We start from the raw sequence: 19,740 nt of genomic DNA, 5'->3' as shown, positions 1-19,740 counted from the left end.
AATAGACATACCATACGCCTCACTTTAATTTTTACATAAAGTATAGCATTAGCCCTAAAATATATTAGTGAACACCACAGATTATGAGCCAACATAGGCGTGAAGGCCCTAGAGCTAATGGAACACGCGGGGCAAGCCGCGTGGCATAGGTATGAGGATGGGAATATTATTTATAACAGGCAGCCAGACTAGAAGATAGCGATATTTATCATTGGTTTGCTACATTCATTGTTTGAACCATTAACTGCAGGCGCGATCTACCCTGATAAAAATTAATATCCAATTTATAAGCTATATGAACAAACTTGGCACGGTGATTTGGCCATGCATTTAAATCCACATTAAAGGCGATTGCATCAACCTGTTGCCCACCTTGACTCGAAACCAACGTCATTTTTAAATGATTCTTGCCAACGAGACGTTGATCCAAAATCTCAAAAATATTATCAAAGACAGGCTCGGCAAATTGCTGCCCCCAAGGCCCTGCGTGTTGAATTAATTGTGCTGTTTCCAAGTTCATTTCATTCGGTGCTAACGGGCCATCAGTGAGTAGCTCACCTTCACATTGAGATAAATCAAGGTGCTTACCTACTTCAGCAACTAGCGCGTCACGAAAAGCATTCAAGGCTTGCGGATGAATACTTAAACCAGCAGCCATTGCGTGTCCACCAAATTTAATGATCACTCCAGGATGGTCGCGATCAATTGCAGCTAACACATCCCGAATATTCAAATCAGGCACTGAGCGAGCGGAACCTTTTAGCTCACCGTCACCTACCTCCGCAAAGGCAATAACAGGTCGATGATAACGCTCTTTCATTCGCCCAGCTAAAATACCAATTACCCCCTGATGCCAGGTTTTATCAAAAAGACATAACGCGATAGGCAAATGATTGCCTTTATAATCATTGCTCGCGGATAGTTTGTCCAAGGCCAACATGGCTTGCTCTTTCATTTCCGTTTCGATTTGCTTGCGTTCCTGATTTAACTCATCCAATTGCTGGCTGTAATTCCTGGCTTGCTGAAAATCTGAAGAAATCAAGCACTCAATTCCCAACGCCATATCATCAAGTCTTCCAGCTGCATTGAGTCGAGGCGCAATAGCAAAACCTAAATCAGACTCTCGTAATCGTGAACATTCACGCCCGGCCACTTCTATCAGGGCTTTAATTCCATCACGGCAATTTCCTTGACGAATGCGAGCCATTCCTTGATTCACCATAATTCGATTATTTTGGTCCAAACCGACCACATCAGCAACGGTACCTAAAGCAACCAAATCGAGAAAACTTGCCATATTCGGCTCTGCAATTTGCATTTCTGCAAACCACCCGACATTCACTAAGTGTCGGCGTAAAGCAAGCATGACGTAAAAAATTACGCCAACTCCAGCAATCGACTTGCTGGGAAAAGCACAACCGCTTTGATTGGGATTAACAATAGCACAAGCATTAGGCGTCTTATCTGCTGGCAAATGATGATCGGTAACTAAAACATCAATGCCTAATTGATTCGCTTTATCCACTCCATCAAAACTGACTATACCATTATCTACCGTAATAATTAAACTTGGACGCCATTTACTCGCAACCTCCACAATTTGTGGTGTTAGCCCATAACCAAACTCAAAGCGATTGGGAACTAAATAATCAATGAACTGAGCCCCCATCGCACGCAATGCCGTAATCGCAACCGCGGTTGAGGTCGCTCCATCCGCATCGAAATCCCCAATAATTAGAATGCGTTGTTGTTCACGCAAAGCCTTTTCCAGGCGTAAACAGGCAACATCAATTCCCTTTAATAAATTAAAAGGTAACAAAGTTTGTAATTGTTTATCCAACTGAGCGATATCAGTAATCCCTCTCGTCGCATAGATTCGTTTTAATACCTCAGGTGTATTCGGTAAATTTAAAGGATGCTCAGGCTGAGCACGACGCTTAATTAGCATGAATCAATTTTCTCCATAAGCGAACAAACCAGTTATCGCAATGATTACTGTATGCAGTATTATTCCAATGCCATTGAACAGGCCGTTTTGTTAATTCCTCTTGATGTGGCTGACTAAGGATGGAATATTCACTAATCAATACGATTTCGTGTTCTTTGAGATTTACTTCAGGACTGTATAAAGTAACGTTGGTGCTGCATTGTTTGGCTAAAGGAAAAAAGGCAGCATCGGCACAAATTGCTGTTGTTTTAGGTTCTGCAAGTTTTGCATTCCCCCAAGGCCATAAACCATTAGCAGCAGATGAATTAGGCTTTGATGCAAAAAGCATTTGTGACTCAGTAACAAATCGTTGCCAAAATAAGCTGTCATCCAATTGCGCCAGTTCAGGCATTAATGATTTATTCACTAATTGATAGACTGGTTTGGCTTTGAGTGTACGCTGTTTATGGTCTTGGAGAAGCCAGGTTTCTGCGTCATGATAATACAAAGTCATCTTTTCTTCGGCAAAATAATTGACAAAGAGCTCAAACCAAGGCTTGGTTTCAGCCTCTTTTAATTCCAAATCTTTTCCAACGGCTAAAATCAATGCATCATTATGACTGGCTTGCCAGTGAACCGGACTAACAACTAACCAATCACCATCAAGTTGATGAGCTTTTCGTAGCAAATCACCCAAAGGTGGGTCTGCTGGATCATAGCCAAGACAACTTAATAAATTAAGTAAAGCAGTTCCATCCGAGCTTAAGGGTTTTACTCCTTCAGGAACAGAACTGCACTCAGAGTTAATAACAAGGTGCATGTAGTATCTCTTACTAAAACGTTAGGCGCTTATTAATCCATCACGGCGAAACATCGCTTTTAAATTCCGTAAAGCTTGGCGTGTGCGATCTTTATTTTCAATCAGTCCGAAACGAACGAAACCATCTCCTTGCTGACCAAAACCAATACCTGGTGATACTGCAACTTGCGCTTCTTTAAGTAAGTATTTGCTAAACTCCAACGATCCCATAGATGCATAGTGGGCAGGAATCGGTGCCCAAACAAACATTGTTGCTTTGGGTTTAGTGACTTCCCAGCCAATTGCGTTTAATCCATCACAAAGCACATCACGGCGTCTTTCGTAAAGGGAGCGAATTTCCTCAACACAATCATCAGAGCCCTCTAAAGCGGCAATGGCTGCTACTTGAATTGGAGTAAAGGTACCATAATCCAAATAGGATTTGATGCGTGTTAATGCAGCAACCAATTCGGTATTACCACAAGCAAAACCAACACGCCAGCCGGGCATATTATATGACTTAGACATTGAATAGGTTTCTATAGCAATGTCCGTTGCTCCGGGGACTTGTAATATCGAAGGCGCTTTATAGCCATCAAATACGATATCTGCATAAGCAATATCGTGAATAATCCAAATGCCATGCTTTTTACCCAACTCGATAACCTTTTCAAAAAATGGGTAATCAACACAATGAGTACTCGGATTGGATGGAAAATTGATTACTAGTGCTTTAGGTTTGGGCCAGCTGCTATTAATCGTCTCTTCAACTGACTCTAAAAACTGCAATTCATCAATTAATGGAATTTGTTTTACGTTTGCGCCAGCAATAATGAATCCATAGGTATGAATTGGATAAGCAGGATCAGGAACTAATACGGTGTCACCAGGTCCACTAATTGCTAAAGCTAAATGTGCCAATCCCTCTTTAGAGCCAATGGTTGCTAAAATTTGAGTTTCACTATCTAAATGAACATCATAATTACGATGATACCAAGATGCCATGGCACGTCTTAATCGCGGTATTCCTTTGGACATAGAATAACGATGCGTATCAGGTCGTTGCACCACTTCAATCAATTTATTGACGATATGAGGTGGCGTGGGTTGATCGGGATTTCCCATACCAAAATCAATAATATCCTCTCCGCGCGCTCGTGCTTCCATTTTTAATTGGGTCATCGTATTAAAAACATAAGGTGGTAACCGTTTAATGCGGGGAAATTGACTCATAATATCGACCTCTGTAGTATACTCGTAGCCACTATAACTCAATGAATCATCGAAAACCATGAATATTAATTTAGAAGCAGCAGAAAAAAATGCGGTGCAAGCTTACAGTGAAAATCAAGTTCAGATTAATTCGATTACTTATGAGCGAAGTCTAATTGTTTCTCAAGAGGAAGTCATCTCTGATCTAGCAATTCATGATATTCAAGCGATGGATGAGCAGTATTTACAGCAGTTACTTCAATTTAATCCTGAAGTCGTTATTATCGGTCATGAACAAACTGGAAAATTTCCACCGATGTCCATTATCAGTGCCCTATCACAGCATCGAGTGGGTATTGAATGCATGTCAATTGGTGCTGCGTCCAGAACATACAACGTATTGTTAAGTGAACAACGAGCAGTTGTTGCAGGATTTATTTTTGCTAACTAATGTAGGCTGGGCTGTAAAGCCCAGCATCAGTAGTAGTAATTTAATCCCATGCTGAGCGTTACACCAGCCAACATCAGACAAGCAAGACATAAAACTATACTTGTCTTCTCGCCTCCAAAACATTAGGAATCTGCATCAACTTCGCCAAAAGCCGCGACAAACTGCTTAAACCATCAATATCCACAGTTAAAGTGATAAACGTCATATTTTCATGCTTATTACTTTGAGTTTGTAATGCATAAACATGCGCTTTTTCATTCGCAAGTAGCGAGGTTACATCCTTCAATAGTTCTGAGCGATTAAAGGCTTTAATCAAAATGTCCACTACATAATTTTCGCGAGTAGCACTTCCCCAGGTTACCTGTAAAAAACGTTGTTTTTGTCGCTCACTCGCATGAATAATATTAGGACAATCTTGACGATGCACCGATACCCCACGTCCAATAGTGATGTAACCAATCACATTGTCTCCTGGAACAGGCTGGCAGCAACGCGCCATAAAGGTCAGTAAATTTCCTACGCCTTCGATACGCAAATCACTTCCAGTTACCTCTGGCTTTCCTTGCGATCTGACAAATTTATCAAGATTTACTTCAGACGTTTGTGGCGGAGCAAGCTTATTAATAATCTGCCCAATTTTAATATCACCACGTCCTAAGTTAGCATAAAGATCATCCAGCTTTTTGAAATGCAATGCATTAACAACTTCATTAAGCTTATCTGATTTAATCCCTAATGATTTCAATTCCTTATCTAATAACTCCCGCCCCTCTTGCAGATTACGTTCATAATCCTGCATCTTAAACCAATGCAATACTTTGGCCTTCGCGCGCGAAGTTTTTAAGTAATTTAAATGAGGGTTAATCCAATCTCGTGAAGGTTTAATTTGCTTACCAGTTAAAACCTCAACCTTATCCCCAGTTTTTAATTGATAGGTAAGCGGTACAATATGTCCATTAATGCGCGCTCCTCGGCAACGGTGCCCTAAATCACTGTGTACATGATAAGCAAAATCCAAAGGAGTAACGCCTTGTGGTAAATCTAAAACATCACCATCTGGCGTAAATACATAAACTCGGTCTTCCAAAAATTCAGTAGTTGCACTTTCTGGAACCCCTTTATTGCTGGCCATTTCTCGATGCCATGCTAATACATCACGCAGCCACTCAATCTTACGCTCATGACTCTCTTTATGAGTAGCACCACCTTCTTTGTATTTCCAATGCGCAGCCACACCCATCTCAGCCAAGTCATGCATATGAAAGGTTCTAATCTGTACTTCGAACACCCGCCCTTCAGGACATTCTACCGCGGTATGTAATGATTGATATCCATTCTCTTTAGGATTAATAATATAATCATCAAACTCAGCAGGAATCTGCTTCCATAAGGTATGTACCATTCCTAATACTTCATAGCATTGATGGTCTGTTTCTACCAGAACACGCACCGCTGTTGCATCGTATATTTCATCCAGTGCTACATTCTTACGCGTCATCTTTTTATAAATGCTATGGATGTGCTTAGAGCGGCCGTATACGGCAAAATGTTCAACCCCACTGTTTTTGATCTGTTCATTTAATTGCGCAACAATGTCATTAACAAAATTGTCACGTTCTAGACGCTTCGCTTTTAATCCTTTGGCAATGGCCTTGTAATCAGCAGGATGCAAATGACGAAATGCCAAATCCTCCATTTCCCATTTTATGGCCCCTATTCCCAAACGATTTGCTAGAGGAGCATAAATTTCCATCGCTTCCGTAGCTAATTGGATACACAAAGCTTCGGGTAAATGAGCTGTTGCTCTAAGAATACATAAACGTTCAGCCAATTTGATCAAAACAACCCGCACATCATCGACCATAGCCAATAACATTTTACGGATGTTATCAATTTGATGTTTATTTTGAGGGTATTTATTCAAAGCTTGAAAACTATGCATTGCACTCATGCGCTCAATGCCCTTCACAAGCTTAGCAATATTGGGACCTAACTGCTCCTCAACATCATCTAGGGATAAATCAGCGTAATGAACATTTTCGAAAATAATTGCCGCCGCCAATGTTTCCGGATCAACCTCCAGATCCGCAAGCAAATCGGCCATTTCCAATCCTTGTTGCAAGCAGGAATGTCCCGTTTCCGTAGCATGATCCTGCCCTGACAATTGACTTAAAGCACAAGCATTTCGGATGAGTTCAATACTGTCCAAATAACCTTTTGCACCAAGTTGATGTAACCATAAATTAACATCAATGCTGCCATCCGCAGCCAGGGGAACAGTATCTTTGACTCTAACCATGAGTATTATCCTTTTTCAAACAACGCGATTGACTCGACGTGAGCAGTATGCGGAAACATATCCATCACACCCGCTTTTATCAAGACATAACCTTTTTGGTTTACTAAAATATCAGTATCTCTTGCCAATGTTACGGGATTACACGACACATAGACAATACGTTCGGGGTTTAAGGCATCAATTTGCTTCACAATTTCCAATGCCCCGGAACGTGGAGGATCAATTAAAACCTTATTGCATGTTTGTTGTACTAATTTTTGAACTTCTTGAACATCATCTAAATTAGCGGCATAAAAATCAACATTGCTCAACTGATTTAATTTGGCATTCATATAGGCTCGTTCAACCATTGCCTCACTGCCTTCAACACCCAATACCTTGGCACAAGATTTAGCCATAGGAAGCGAAAAATTGCCTAGCCCACAGAATAAGTCTAGCACGATATCTGTACTTTTTAAGTCCATTAGCTCCAGCGCAAGTGCAACCATTGAGCGATTTAACTCTGAGTTCACTTGAGTAAAGTCAGTAGGATGAAATGAATAAGTTATTTGATAATCAGACAAACTATAAGTTAAATAGTCACTTGAGTTGTGAGGGTAAAAACAGTAAACACTATCAGGACCTGCAGGCTGTAAGAATATCTTATACTGATAGTCTTCCGCAAATTGCTGAAGCTTTAATTCATCGGCCGCAGTTAATGGTGATAAATTACGAAAGATCAGGCCAATTTCCTCATCCCCCGCTGCTACCTCGATTTGCGCAATACAGTATTTATCTTCCATCGAATTAATTAAATTTCTTAGAGGAATAATGTCTTGATCCAATCGAGCATTTAAAACAGGACACTGAGTAATTTCAGCAATATAACGTGGATTATTTCTCTCTCGAAACCCCACCATTGAGGATTCCTTCTTATCAACATAGCGCACACTTAAACGTGCTTTATTTCGATAATTCCAATGATTAGCAACTAAAGGCGGCAATACGGTTTGCGCTTGGGTATGGCCATAACGTGCCAATAAATCGATTAATTGCTCTTGCTTAAAATGGATCTGCTCTTTCTCGCTTAAGTGCTGTAAAGAGCACCCACCACACATAGCATAATGTGGGCACTTCGGTTCTACACGCAAAGCAGAGGGTTCAATCACTGATAATAATTGCCCCTCATCAAAATCTTTTTTTACACGGGTATATTGAAACTCTACCGTTTCACCAGGTAATGCACCTTGAATAAAGGTGGCCTTCCCATTAATACGAGCCACACCTTTTCCATCATGACTTAAATTAACGATTTCAGCGGTTTGTGGCGTGGGATTGGGTTTGGAACGAGTTCTTCTCATGAATTTCTTCTCAACAAATGTGTTTTTTAATCAAGGAAATACAACTTCCAAGGGTACCATATCCCCTTCATATTTGTCATGATAATTTGGCGATCACTAATTCATAGTGAATAATTAAATATCATTTATCCCGTCGTGCTCTCTTAAAAAGAGATATGTTGAATTTTGAAACAAGTCAAAAACAGACTGATTAATCAAGTAATTCACAGCTCTATACACAAGGTTATCCACAGATTTTGTGGATAAAGCATAAATACTTTAATCACAGAATTGAAGGTTAAAGTCGCATTGCCAAAGGGTTTAATCGAGAAATTTAACTTATTAGTTTAAAAAATACAGAAAGATAGCTGAAAAAGTTATCCACAGGCTGTGGGTAGGGATGATAAGACTTCAAGTCGGACATGATAACAAAGAAAAAAATAAAAAACAGTCTTGACTTGGTATTTATAGTTAATTTTTTTGTACTCATTTAACCATTTTAATGTAGGCTGGGCTGTAAGCTCCGCATCGGTAGTCGCATCAGAGTTTTGCTGGGCTTTACAGCCCAGCCTACCAACGGAGCAGCATAATACGCAATCAGCTTCTAACTTGGAGTAAAAGAATGGCTTAAGTGCTCGCTCCCTTTCGTATTAGTACTAACCTCTTTAAACATCCCTCCAACAGTCACAGAAACAGCTTGCTCTTTTTTATCTGCAGCATGTTGTTTCTTAAACTCTTCCATGCTCAACCCAGTTTCTCTTTTAAAGTCTTCAGAAAAACTTGCTTTGACCATTCGTTGATTTGAAATTTCCGTGATATAAAAAACATGCAACTCCATTTGCGAATGAATCGATTCAGGGCATTCTTTTTTTATTTCCGCTGAGACAGCTTTAGCCGCTGCATTAACAAGTTCCAAATCGTTAAAGGGTATTAGTTTTGCCAAAGTTGGATAAGTCGTCGTAAAATCCTTTCCATACAATTCACCCATATACTGAGATTTAATCTTGCGGCTTATATCACCTAAACGGTTTAAATAATCAACATTATCTTTAGCAAAAACAAGACACTCTTTTTTAAAGAATTCATGGTATGGGGCAATAAGTTCTGGCTGCTTTTGTAAGGCTAAAGCCAAAGTTGGCAGGATTGACTCTAAGGATTTTTCATAAGAAAAAATCATTCGGTCCTTCATACTCAATGGAGAGTCAGTTTTTGCCAATTCTTCATGGCATTTAAACGCAACATCAACAACTTCTGTAATTACTGGTCCTAATAATGCTTCATCGATTTGTTCACGTGTACAATTAAATTCAGGAATAGTAAGTAACGATGTTACGAACTGAGTACGAAACTCTTCCCACATACCGTATGTCGATACCTTCATGTATAAATCTCCTTATAAAAAATCGCATCATCCTAAATTAGAATCGCACCTATTCTACTTCTAGACACAGATTTATCAATAATTAAAACCATATCGTATATGGTGGTTAAAATTAACACACCCCTGTAAATGATTGGTTTTCAAATAACTCACAGATCTATACACAAGGTTATCCACAGATTTTGTGGATAACCCTTTGGCCCAAAAAAAACATAGAACAATAGCGTAGGCCTAGATATTAAAGGATTTTCCTTGAGAATATAAAGATATGCTTTAGGTGTATTAAGGATTTTTCAGAAAAGTTATCCACAAGTGGATGAGCGAACAGACAGGTTGTCTGGGTCGTGTATGATAACAAAGAAATAAAGAAAAAACAGTCTTGACAGGCAAGTTTTATTAACTTTTTTACTGCTAAAAATGTACATCGATAATTAATGTCGCCTGGTTGCTTGTAACCGAGAGCCATGGGCTCAACGAATTCCTTGTTCGCAGCTTTATTTTGTTCGTAAAAATTTCTTTAAAAGAATAGCATCCTCTACTTTGTCATTATCCTTATAATAATTCTGCTTAATCTCCGCCTGTTCAAATCCCATACTTTGATAAAGATGCAGTGCAGATACATTACTTGGCCTTACTTCAAGCATAACTGAGTGAGTATCTTTGTTCTTACTTAGCAACTTAAGCACATGCTCTAGAAACTTACGTCCATAGCCTTGTGATTGTAAGTGTTTGGCAATGCAGAAATTTAAGATATGACAAACATGGTCCCTGCGTCTACAAATCATATAGCCACCAAGTACCCAATCATCATTTATTCTTGTTTCAAGAGCGAGACAATCATATCCTACCACCACACAGTCTCTTAAAATAGTACGACTCCAAGGGGCAATATGAACCGTGGTTTCAATTGCATAAACGTTATCTATATCAGATTCGTGCATACAGCGGATATTCCACATAATTCCTTGTGCTCCTAAAGAATGTAGCCCGTATTAGACAAAGGTCGTAACACGGGACATTTTGGCGTAAATCCCCATATTACGCTGTACGAATACGGGCTACCTACGTAGACTTAATCTTTCTTTTTCTTCGGTAAATAAAGATCAGTAATCGTTCCTTCAAAAGCTTCAGCCGCCTGAGCAATTGTTTCGGATAATGTTGGATGAGGATGAATCGTTAATGCGATATCTTCCACATCACAGCACATTTCGATTGCTAATGCAGTTTCAGCAATTAAATCACCTGCATTAACACCAACAATCCCAGAACCAAGGATACGATTTGTATCTGGGCAGAACAACAATTTAGTCATCCCCTCTTCACGCCCCATGCTTAATGCACGCCCACTCGCAACCCAAGGAAAGGTTGCTTTTTCGTAACGAATGCCCTTCTCTTTGGCTTCTTTTTCAGTTAAACCAGCCCAAGCTAATTCAGGATCAGTATAAGCAACACTGGCAATACAATTAGGATCAAAGAAATGTTTCATGCCTGCAATTACTTCTGCAGCCACTTTACCTTCAGGGATAGCTTTATGTGCTAACATAGGTTGGCCTACAACATCCCCAATAGCAAAAATATGTGGAACATTGGTACGTTGTTGTTTATCTACTTGAATAAATCCACGCTCATCGACATTAACGCCAGCTTTCTCAGCATTAATCATACCACCGTTAGGCTTTCTACCTACAGAAACAAGAACCTGTTGGAAGCAAAGTGGCTTATCAGTCTTGTGTTCGCCTTCCATAGAAACGTAAATACCATCTTTCTTCGCTTCAACCCCAGTAACTTTGGTCTTTAACAAGAATTTAACGCCTTTTTTGGTCATACGTTTTTGTAACACGTTAACTAAATCAGCATCAGCACCAGGAATTAATTGGTCCATAAACTCCACAACAGTTACATCTACTCCTAAAGCAGAATAAACAGTTGCCATTTCCAGACCAATGATTCCACCACCTAAAACCAATAAGCTGCCTTTAATATCAGCAAGTTCTAAAGCACCAGTGGAGCTAAATATACGCTTGTCTTCTGGAATGAATGGTAAGTTAACTGATTCAGAACCTACAGCAATAATTGCATTTTCAAACTCAACGTCAACAGGACCGTCTTTAGTATCCACAGTAACTTGATGCGTGCCAGAAAACTTACCTACACCAGTAACTACCTCAACTTTACGTTGTTTTGCCAGTGCTTTTAAGCCTCCAGTCAATTTACTAACAACGGAGTTTTTCCACGCAACCATTTTTTTATTATCCATGGTTGGTTTGCCAAAGCTCACACCTTGATCTTCCATCTCATGCGCTTCTTCAACAACTTTAGCAATGTGTAATAAAGCTTTAGATGGGATACAACCTACGTTTAAGCAAACACCACCTAATGAATCATAACGCTCAACCAAAACAACTTTCTTTCCTAAATCAGCTGCTCTAAATGCAGCAGTATATCCACCTGGGCCACTTCCTAATACGACAACATCAGTCTTTATTTTACTAGCCATTGCAAAACCTCTTTATTTATTAATCAGTTATTAAAGCAAAATTCGTCGGATATCACTTAAGCTATCACAAATAAAACGCGTGAAGCGCGCAGCTTCTGCACCATCAATAACACGATGATCATACGATAATGATAAGGGCAATATCAGCCTTGGTTGAAACGCTCCGTTCTCATAGACAGGTTTTATCTCTGAACGAGACAAGCCTAAAATCGCAACTTCTGGGCTATTCACTATAGGCGTAAATGAAGTCCCCCCGATACCACCGAGGCTTGAAATCGTGAAGCAACCACCAGACATATCCGCTGGCATTAATCCTTTATCACGAGCTTTAGCACTTAAACGTCCCATTTCAGTAGCAATCTCGGCAATACTTAATTTATCAACATTTTTAATTACAGGAACAACCAAACCATTTGGAGTTTCCACTGCGATCCCAATATTGCAATATTTTTTATAAATTAAGTTAGCTCCACTGGCATCCAAAGATGCATTAAATTGGGGGAAAGTACGTAATGCTTTGCTCACTACAGCACAAACAAAAGCCAATAAAGTAAGTTTATAGCCTTTATCTTTAGAACGTTCCGCTTCTTCTTTTCTAAATGCTTCAACATCAGTAATATCTGCAGAATCAAACTGAGTCACATGAGGGATAGTGATCCATGAGCGATGAACGTTCACTCCAGTAAGTTTTTTAATTTTATTAAGCGGCTTTGTTTCAATCTCACCAAACTGAGTAAAATCAATGACTGGAGCAGCTGGAATTCCGAAAGCTCCAGAACCAGGGGCAGATTGCTCGCTCAAACGCGCTTTAACATAAGCTTGAATATCTTCTTTACCGATACGACCTTTGCGTCCGCTTCCTTTTACAGCAGCTAAATTAACACCAAGCTCTCTTGCCATGCGTCTAACGGCAGGGCCTGCGGAAACTAATGCTGCAGATTCAGAACTGTATTCACTAGCTGCTGGCTGAGCACTTACAGGTGCACTTGCTGGAGCAGAAGACGCAGTGGGGGCTTCAGCAGCCTGTTTCACTTCTTCTTTTGGAGCTTGCTCCGCAGCCCCCATCGTCTTAGCGAGAAGAATTAGATCGCCTTCAGAAACCTTGTCTCCAACTTTAAGACTTAACTTCGTGATAGTCCCTGCCACTGGAGAGGGTATCTCCATACTGGCTTTATCAGACTCTAACGTAATCAGTGGCATATCAACTGAAATTTGGTCGCCAACTTGAACCATCACTTCAATTACATCAACTTTAGCACCACCAATGTCGGGAATCTTAACTTCAATTTCTTTCTCTACGGTTGCTGTAGAAGTTTCTTGAGTAGCACTTGGCTCAGGGTTACGTTCAGCTACTGGCTCACTAGGCTTAGTATCCTCTTTAGGAGCTCCACTGGCATTGTCTACTGTAGCTAGCAAAATCACATCACCTTCAGAAACCTTGTCTCCAACATTAACTTTCAAGCTAGTAATTGTTCCTGCGACCGAGGAAGGAATCTCCATACTGGCTTTATCTGATTCTAAAGTAACTAATGGCGTATCAATCTCAATTTTATCGCCAATTTTAACCAAAACCTCAATCACATCAACCTGGGAAGAACCGCCTATATCAGGGATCTTAACCTCTATTTCATTTGCCATATCTGTCCTCTAATGTAGTCTGGATAAAGGCTAGATTTATTACCTAGCCTTTGTTGAAATCTCTTAATGAGTTACTGGATCCAGCTTGTCAGGATTAATGTTGTAACGCTTAATTGCATCAGCTACTTTAGACTTATCAATGCTGCCTTCAGCAACTAAAGCATTTAATGCCGCTAGCACGATATATTTTGCATCAACTTCAAAGAAATGACGTAGACGTTCGCGAGTATCACTTCGTCCATAACCATCAGTACCTAAAGTCACATAATGATTTGGTACAAAAGGACGAATTTGATCAGCAAAAAGACGCATGTAATCCGTTGCCGCAATAACAGGACCTTGTGTTCCTTTTAATTGCGTGGTCACATAACTTTCTTGGGCTTTTTGTTCAGGGTGCATCGCATTGTAGCGTTCTACAGCTAAACCTTCACGACGTAATTCATTAAAGCTGGTCACACTCCAAATATCTGAAGTGATTGAGTAATCAGCTTCGAGCATTTCCGCAGCTTTAATTACTTCGCGAAGAATAGTTCCACATCCCATTAATTGAACATGTTGCTTTGATTTATTCTTGCTTTCTTGTAATAGATACATCCCCTTAATAATGCCCTCTTCAACTCCTTCAGGCATATCAGGTTGTACGTAGTTTTCATTCATTACGCTGATGTAATAAAACACGTTATCCATTTTTTCATACATGCGATATAAACCGTGCTGAATAATTACTGCCAACTCATAAGCATACGTTGGGTCATAGCAAACACAGTTAGGAATCGTTGATGCCATGATATGGCTATGGCCATCTTGGTGTTGTAACCCTTCACCCGCAAGTGTAGTTCGTCCTGCAGTACCGCCTAATAAGAAGCCTCGAGCTTGCATATCCCCCGCAGCCCATGCTAAATCACCAATACGTTGGAAACCAAACATGGAGTAGTAAATATAGAACGGAATCATCGCCAATTGATTGGTACTGTATGAAGTCGCAGCGGCAATCCAAGAACAGAATGCACCAGCCTCGTTAATACCCTCTTCAAGAATTTGCCCATCTTTAGCTTCGCGATAGAACATAACCTGCTCATGATCCACTGGGGTGTATAGCTGGCCCACTGGTGAGTAAATACCGATTTGGCGGAACAAACCTTCCATACCAAAGGTCCTGCACTCATCAGGAACGATAGGAACAATTCGTGAACTGAGTTCTTTATTCTTTAATAACGTTCCAAGAATACGTACAAAAGCCATTGTAGTAGAAATCTCACGCTCACCTAAGCCTTTGGTAACTGATGCAAAATCAGCTAGCTCAGGAGCTTTCAATGGCTCCACTTTAGTAGTACGCGAAGGCAGGTAGCCACCTAATGCTTCACGTTGCTTTTTAAGATATTTTATCTCCGGGCTATCATCCGCTGGCTTATAAAAAGGGAGGTCAGCAATTTGCTCATCAGTAATTGGAATATTAAATCGGTCTCTAAACACTTTTAACTGATCTGCAGTCATTTTCTTTTGCTGATGGGTGATGTTTTGCCCTTCGCCTGCAGCCCCCATTCCATAACCTTTAATTGTTTTAGCAAGAATTACGGTAGGAGTGCCTTTATGAGCTACGGCTTCAGCGTATGCTGCATATACTTTTTGAGAGTCATGGCCACCACGATTTAAGCGCCAAATGTCGTCATCTGAATAGTGCTCAACCATTTTCTTTAACTCAGGGTATTGATTAAAGAAATGTTGTCTTACATAAGCACCATTATTTGCTTTATAAGCCTGATATTCACCATCAACACATTCTTCCATGCGCTTTTGCATCCAACCATCTTTATCTACAGCAAATAAAGGATCCCAGCGGCTACCCCAAATTACTTTAATTACATTCCAACCAGCGCCACGGAACACACGCTCAAGCTCTTGAATGATTTTGCCATTACCACGAACCGGGCCATCAAGGCGTTGTAAATTACAATTCACTACAAAAATAAGATTATCCAATTGCTCGCGGGCAGCGATACTTAAAGCACCTAAAGATTCTGGCTCATCAGTTTCCCCATCACCTAAAAACGCCCATACTTTTCTACCGGTTTCTTTAATAAGACCACGATGTTCCAAATATTTTAAAAAGCGTGCCTGATAAATAGCTTGTAATGGTCCTAAGCCCATGGAAACTGTTGGGAATTGCCAAAAATCCTGCATTAGCCAAGGATGTGGGTATGAAGACAAGCCATTGACTTCAACCTCTTGTCTAAAATTGTTTAATTGATTTTCATCTAAGCGGCCCTCAAGAAATGCACGAGCATAAATACCTGGCGAAGAATGGCCTTGGATGTAAAGTAAATCACCACCACCTTCACTATTTGGGCCTTTAAAAAAGTGGTTGAAGCCAGTCTCATACAGTGTGGATGAAGAAGCATAAGAGGCAATATGACCACCAAGCTCAGCAGCATATTTTCCAGCACGCAATACCATCGCCACGGCATTCCATCGAATTAGGGCATTAATACGTTTAGCCATCCCCTCATCTGGTGGAATTGGCTTTTCCTCATAAGTTTTAATCGTATTGCGATAAGGAGTATTGAGTGAACCAGTTAACTTTACTCCTTCCGTATTAGCCTTATTTAAAAGCTGCTGTAAAATAAAAGCTCCGCGCTCAGCACCATCATTGGTCAATACAGCTTGTAGGGCATCCAGCCATTCACGCGTTTCAATAGGATCCAAATCTAAATTAGTTTCATTTGCCATGAACATGTCCCCGACATTCTTTTTATCTATTAAACACAATTAGGTATCGCTTGTAATCGTTTATGGATTACACCAGAACAACTTTGTTTACATGCTGTTAAATCAGCGATGCAATCACATGTAACTTTGCGGCATTGTAGTGGATCGCGGTAAGAATTCAACTCACGCATGACCTTTTTACCCTCTACTTTGCGCTCATTCACATATTTTGAAAAGTTTACTGCAGATTGGCGTGTTGAATTCCATGAGCAGGTAGGACAATTATCAACACAATTTTGCTTACAAAACTCAAAATGCTGTATGCATGTTGCATTGCATTGAGCTAAAGCTTGCCCTCGAAGTCCGGCTTTAGATACACAGCCAAAGAGACTAAGTAATAGCACACAAAAACAAATACGTATTAAAACATTCATCGACTAAGGATCCATTAATTAAAAACATGATTGCAACGTGTCGTAACTTTTATCCTCTCCGACGTTCCGCAGCTTGTCCGCGGAATCCAGTTTCTCATCAAAATCTCTGGATCCTGCGGGCAAGTATCAGGAAGTCAGCGTTGATACACATTTCCTATGGCTAATCTTACAACCAGGAAATCAATGTAAACAACGCAATAAGTACCAACGTCACAATAATGGCATGCTCAACCAATCCTTCTGCTACTGGCATAGGCACTTCTTCTGAATCATTAGTACGTGCAGCCTGCAAACCACATTCGCGGATCATTTCATTATTGAAATCAGGCTTAGCTAAAAAATAGTTGGAAAACAATTTTAAACCACGTTGGAAGTTCCCAACCAATAAGAATAAGAGAACAGTTAAGCGCGCTGGTATCCACTCAAGTAGATCAGCAATTTCATTCGCCTGAAAACTAACTGGCGCAATAGTTCGACACAAGGCAATTAATCGATAAGCCACCATTGCAATTGGACCTGCAACAATGTACCAAAATATCACCGAGAATAACTGCTGATTGACCATGGACAGATAATTGCCTGCGAGCTCATTACTATTTTCAGTCTCTGAATGCGTGACTGGATAAAAAACATTCTGTGGGCCTAAGCAGTAAAAAAACAACACAATATTTAAAAGCACGCCCATAAAACCGTAAAATATTCCATGAAGTAGCAAATAGATAAAACCCGTTGCAACAATAAGCGGTAATACAATTAACCCAAGCAAAGCCCAGGGGTTCTTAAAAAAACCATGTTTGTCTGCAATGTTTTTGATTGATTGATAATAATTACCAAACCAATAAAACCGCTGATAAGAAATGGTATGAACTAAAAAACGTTCGCTAAACAAGCACAATAATATGACCAATAATTTCATTATAATTAATCCTTACGCATTTTATCAGACAGTGCTATAGGGGTTGGGTATTTCAGCACAACTAAGTAGGAAGAAACAATAAAGGTTAAAATAGTTGTTGCTTGAATTAGATTAGAAGCTAACTCTGAAATAAGTTTAGAACTTAATGCAATACTTGCAACAAGCAAAGAGAACTCACTAGCCTGTCCCAATCGAATACCGACCTCTTTGGAAACTTGTTTCTTTTCACCTGATTTTTCTAATAATAAATAAAATAAAGCTGGCTTAAAAATTAGAAGTAACGCAGAAAGGATAAGAGCAGGAATAATTACTTGCCCTACAAAACCAAAATTGAAGGTTGCGCCAATAGAAAAGAAAAACATAACCAAAAAGAAGTCTCTTAAAGGTTTTAAACTTTCTGCAATAAAAAGTGAGATCGGGCTTGCTGCCAAAGCTACACCGGCAACAAACGCACCAATGTCCTCAGAAAGACCGATTTTTTGTGCCAATACTGACAAACCAAGACACCAGCCAATAGACAATAAAAAGACATATTCTTGAGTTCTATCAAAACGAGCTAATAATCTAATTAAAACATGCTTCTCAACAGCAAAGGCAAACAAGCATAATGCGGGTAAAGCAAGACCTACTAGGAATAAGTCGTCCCATGATAATCCACCTGCCTTTTGTGCCCCATTAATTAAAATCAGCACTACAATCGCAATAACGTCTTGCATAAGCAGCACACTGATCATTACTTCACCCGTATGCTGGTGATGCAATATGGTCGTAGGCAATAACTTTAAGCCGATGATAGTACTGGAGAACATCATCGCCCCGCCTAAAATCCACGACTCAGTTACTGTAAGTCCAAAATAACGACCTACACAATAAGAAAGCACAGCAAAAAGAAGGGAGCTAACTAAAGCAATCCAAGTTACCTTTTTAAGCATATGCACCAAGTTTTGCGGTTGTAAGTGCAAGCCTAACAGGAACAAAAGAAACACAATCCCTATATCTCCTACTTGCTGCACCGTAGTCACATCAGGTACAAGCCCTATTCCCCAGGGGCCAAGTATGGCGCCAAGCAGGATATAGGCCACTAATAATGACTGCTTGGTATACAATACTAGCGTCGATAGAAATGCAGCCCCTGCAAAAATTAAAAATATTGTATAAAAGACAGAGCCTTCATGCATTTATCGAACACCTCACCATTAAAATTAAAAACTATTTTGATCTCACAACGTTAATTATTCCATATACCGCCGCTAAATCAAAACGGAAAAAGAACCTTTTACACCATTACGTGCTAATTTTTGCTTTAAACTGTCTGCCATATCCTTATTCGCAAATGGTCCGACCCGAACAATATAGTGCTTTTTATAATGTTCAATAGTCACCGGCGAACGGGATAGACGATCTAATTTCGATTTCAATTGTTTTGCCGATGTAGCCGTTACAAAAGCTCCTGCTTGAATAAAATAGCGTCCTTCCGTCGCAGGACCAGCTAATGCTTCAATCTCTACAAGAGCAGTACCTTTAGGAAATACGCCCAGTTTTAATGCTGCTGCATAAGACAAATCAATTATTCGGTCAGAATGAAACGGACCTCGATCGTTTACTTTGACTACAGCTACTTTGCCATTATTTAGATTTTTCACACGAACATAAGTAGGTAATGGTAAAGTCTTATGTGCTGCCGACATAACATACATGTTATATGGCTCACCACTTGAAGTTCGTTGCTTATGGAATTTAGTTCCATACCATGAAGCCGTTCCTCGTGCTTTATATCGCCGTGTATTTGTCATCACCCGATAAGTTTTACCATCAACATAATACTCCGTAGGATTTCCATAACGGCTTAAAGGCTCTTGAGTCGGAACAGGCTCCTTAAAGCTCATTTTACGTTCTTTAATTGGTGCGCCATCCTGCACTTGGGTGTAGCGATTTCCTTTATTCTTATATCGATTATAAATCGCTTGGTTTCTATTCTGCGGGGTACTTTTTGCAGCGTGTTTGTTTCCTGACACCCCAGAGTTAAGAGACTGATTTGTAGTTTGGCAACCTGATAATAAGATTGCTAAAGCAATAAGTATCTTTCTCATAAATTTCCAATTTTGAAATAAATCTTCGCAGTAATATACAGAAAGATTACAAAATTTCGAAGGATTAACTG

The 19,740-nt window shown here is 39.9% G+C and carries 15 protein-coding genes; 1 reads left to right on the top strand and 14 read right to left on the bottom strand.

Annotated features, from left to right (window positions below):
- Positions 1-208: 208 nt before the first annotated feature.
- The 3 genes from recJ to alaC are packed head-to-tail and all read right to left on the bottom strand — an operon-like array spanning position 209 to position 3,959.
- The gene (gene recJ / locus J2N86_RS08100; protein ID WP_252578888.1) at positions 209-1,948 is read right to left on the bottom strand and encodes a single-stranded-DNA-specific exonuclease RecJ; all 1,740 of its coding nucleotides are present in this window, start codon (positions 1,946-1,948) and stop codon (positions 209-211) included.
- Positions 1,938-2,747 (bottom strand): hypothetical protein, encoded by an 810-nt coding sequence (locus tag J2N86_RS08095; protein WP_252578887.1) that lies wholly within the window; start codon positions 2,745-2,747, stop codon positions 1,938-1,940. The genes recJ and J2N86_RS08095 overlap by 11 nt, the downstream gene beginning before the upstream one ends.
- A 21-nt stretch (positions 2,748-2,768) precedes the next feature.
- A complete protein-coding gene (gene alaC / locus J2N86_RS08090) occupies positions 2,769-3,959 on the bottom strand; it encodes an alanine transaminase (protein WP_252578886.1) in 1,191 nt (396 codons plus the stop codon).
- Positions 3,960-4,017: 58 nt separating this feature from the next.
- On the opposite strand from alaC, the gene J2N86_RS08085 reads away from it, so the two are divergent.
- Positions 4,018-4,389 carry an Mth938-like domain-containing protein gene (locus J2N86_RS08085; protein ID WP_252578885.1) on the top strand — a complete coding sequence of 124 codons (372 nt, stop codon included), beginning with the start codon at positions 4,018-4,020 and terminating at the stop codon, positions 4,387-4,389.
- 94 nt (positions 4,390-4,483) lie between these two features.
- Here the strand turns inward: J2N86_RS08085 and relA are convergent, their stop codons facing one another.
- The 11 genes from relA to J2N86_RS08030 all read right to left on the bottom strand — a co-directional run bounded on the left by relA (position 4,484) and on the right by J2N86_RS08030 (position 19,669).
- On the bottom strand, positions 4,484-6,688 hold the full coding sequence (relA, locus tag J2N86_RS08080; RefSeq protein WP_252578884.1) for a GTP diphosphokinase: 2,205 nt from the start codon (positions 6,686-6,688) through the stop codon (positions 4,484-4,486).
- 5 nt (positions 6,689-6,693) lie between these two features.
- Complete coding sequence (rlmD, locus tag J2N86_RS08075) at positions 6,694-8,028, bottom strand: 23S rRNA (uracil(1939)-C(5))-methyltransferase RlmD (RefSeq protein ID WP_252578882.1); 1,335 nt, start codon at positions 8,026-8,028, stop codon at positions 6,694-6,696.
- A 583-nt stretch (positions 8,029-8,611) separates the two neighbouring features.
- Positions 8,612-9,388: a hypothetical protein gene (locus J2N86_RS08070; RefSeq protein ID WP_252578881.1), complete on the bottom strand. Its 777-nt coding sequence runs from the start codon at positions 9,386-9,388 to the stop codon at positions 8,612-8,614.
- 494 nt (positions 9,389-9,882) lie between these two features.
- Complete coding sequence (rimI, locus tag J2N86_RS08065) at positions 9,883-10,350, bottom strand: ribosomal protein S18-alanine N-acetyltransferase (RefSeq protein ID WP_252582427.1); 468 nt, start codon at positions 10,348-10,350, stop codon at positions 9,883-9,885.
- A gap of 110 nt (positions 10,351-10,460) precedes the next feature.
- Positions 10,461-11,885, bottom strand: coding sequence for a dihydrolipoyl dehydrogenase (gene lpdA / locus J2N86_RS08060; protein ID WP_252578880.1), 1,425 nt, complete (start codon positions 11,883-11,885; stop codon positions 10,461-10,463).
- Between the two features lie 30 nt (positions 11,886-11,915).
- Positions 11,916-13,523 (bottom strand): dihydrolipoyllysine-residue acetyltransferase, encoded by a 1,608-nt coding sequence (gene aceF, locus J2N86_RS08055; RefSeq protein WP_252578879.1) that lies wholly within the window; start codon positions 13,521-13,523, stop codon positions 11,916-11,918.
- 63 nt (positions 13,524-13,586) lie between these two features.
- Complete coding sequence (gene aceE / locus J2N86_RS08050; protein WP_252578877.1) at positions 13,587-16,250, bottom strand: pyruvate dehydrogenase (acetyl-transferring), homodimeric type; 2,664 nt, start codon at positions 16,248-16,250, stop codon at positions 13,587-13,589.
- Between the two features lie 29 nt (positions 16,251-16,279).
- Complete coding sequence (locus J2N86_RS08045) at positions 16,280-16,663, bottom strand: acyltransferase (RefSeq protein ID WP_252578876.1); 384 nt, start codon at positions 16,661-16,663, stop codon at positions 16,280-16,282.
- A 166-nt stretch (positions 16,664-16,829) separates the two neighbouring features.
- Complete coding sequence (ampE, locus tag J2N86_RS08040) at positions 16,830-17,579, bottom strand: regulatory signaling modulator protein AmpE (protein ID WP_252578874.1); 750 nt, start codon at positions 17,577-17,579, stop codon at positions 16,830-16,832.
- Between the two features lie 5 nt (positions 17,580-17,584).
- Entirely contained in the window at positions 17,585-18,757 is a 1,173-nt protein-coding gene (locus J2N86_RS08035) for a cation:proton antiporter (protein WP_252578872.1), read from the bottom strand.
- Positions 18,758-18,829: 72 nt separating this feature from the next.
- Positions 18,830-19,669 carry a septal ring lytic transglycosylase RlpA family protein gene (locus J2N86_RS08030; RefSeq protein WP_252578870.1) on the bottom strand — a complete coding sequence of 280 codons (840 nt, stop codon included), beginning with the start codon at positions 19,667-19,669 and terminating at the stop codon, positions 18,830-18,832.
- Between the last annotated feature and the right edge of the window lie 71 nt (positions 19,670-19,740).

Origin of the sequence: Legionella lytica (assembly GCF_023921225.1) — a bacterium.
Taxonomy (GTDB): domain Bacteria; phylum Pseudomonadota; class Gammaproteobacteria; order Legionellales; family Legionellaceae; genus Legionella; species Legionella lytica.
The sequence above is the reverse complement of the archived record's forward strand: the minus strand, read 5'-3'. Positions and strand labels throughout refer to the sequence as shown.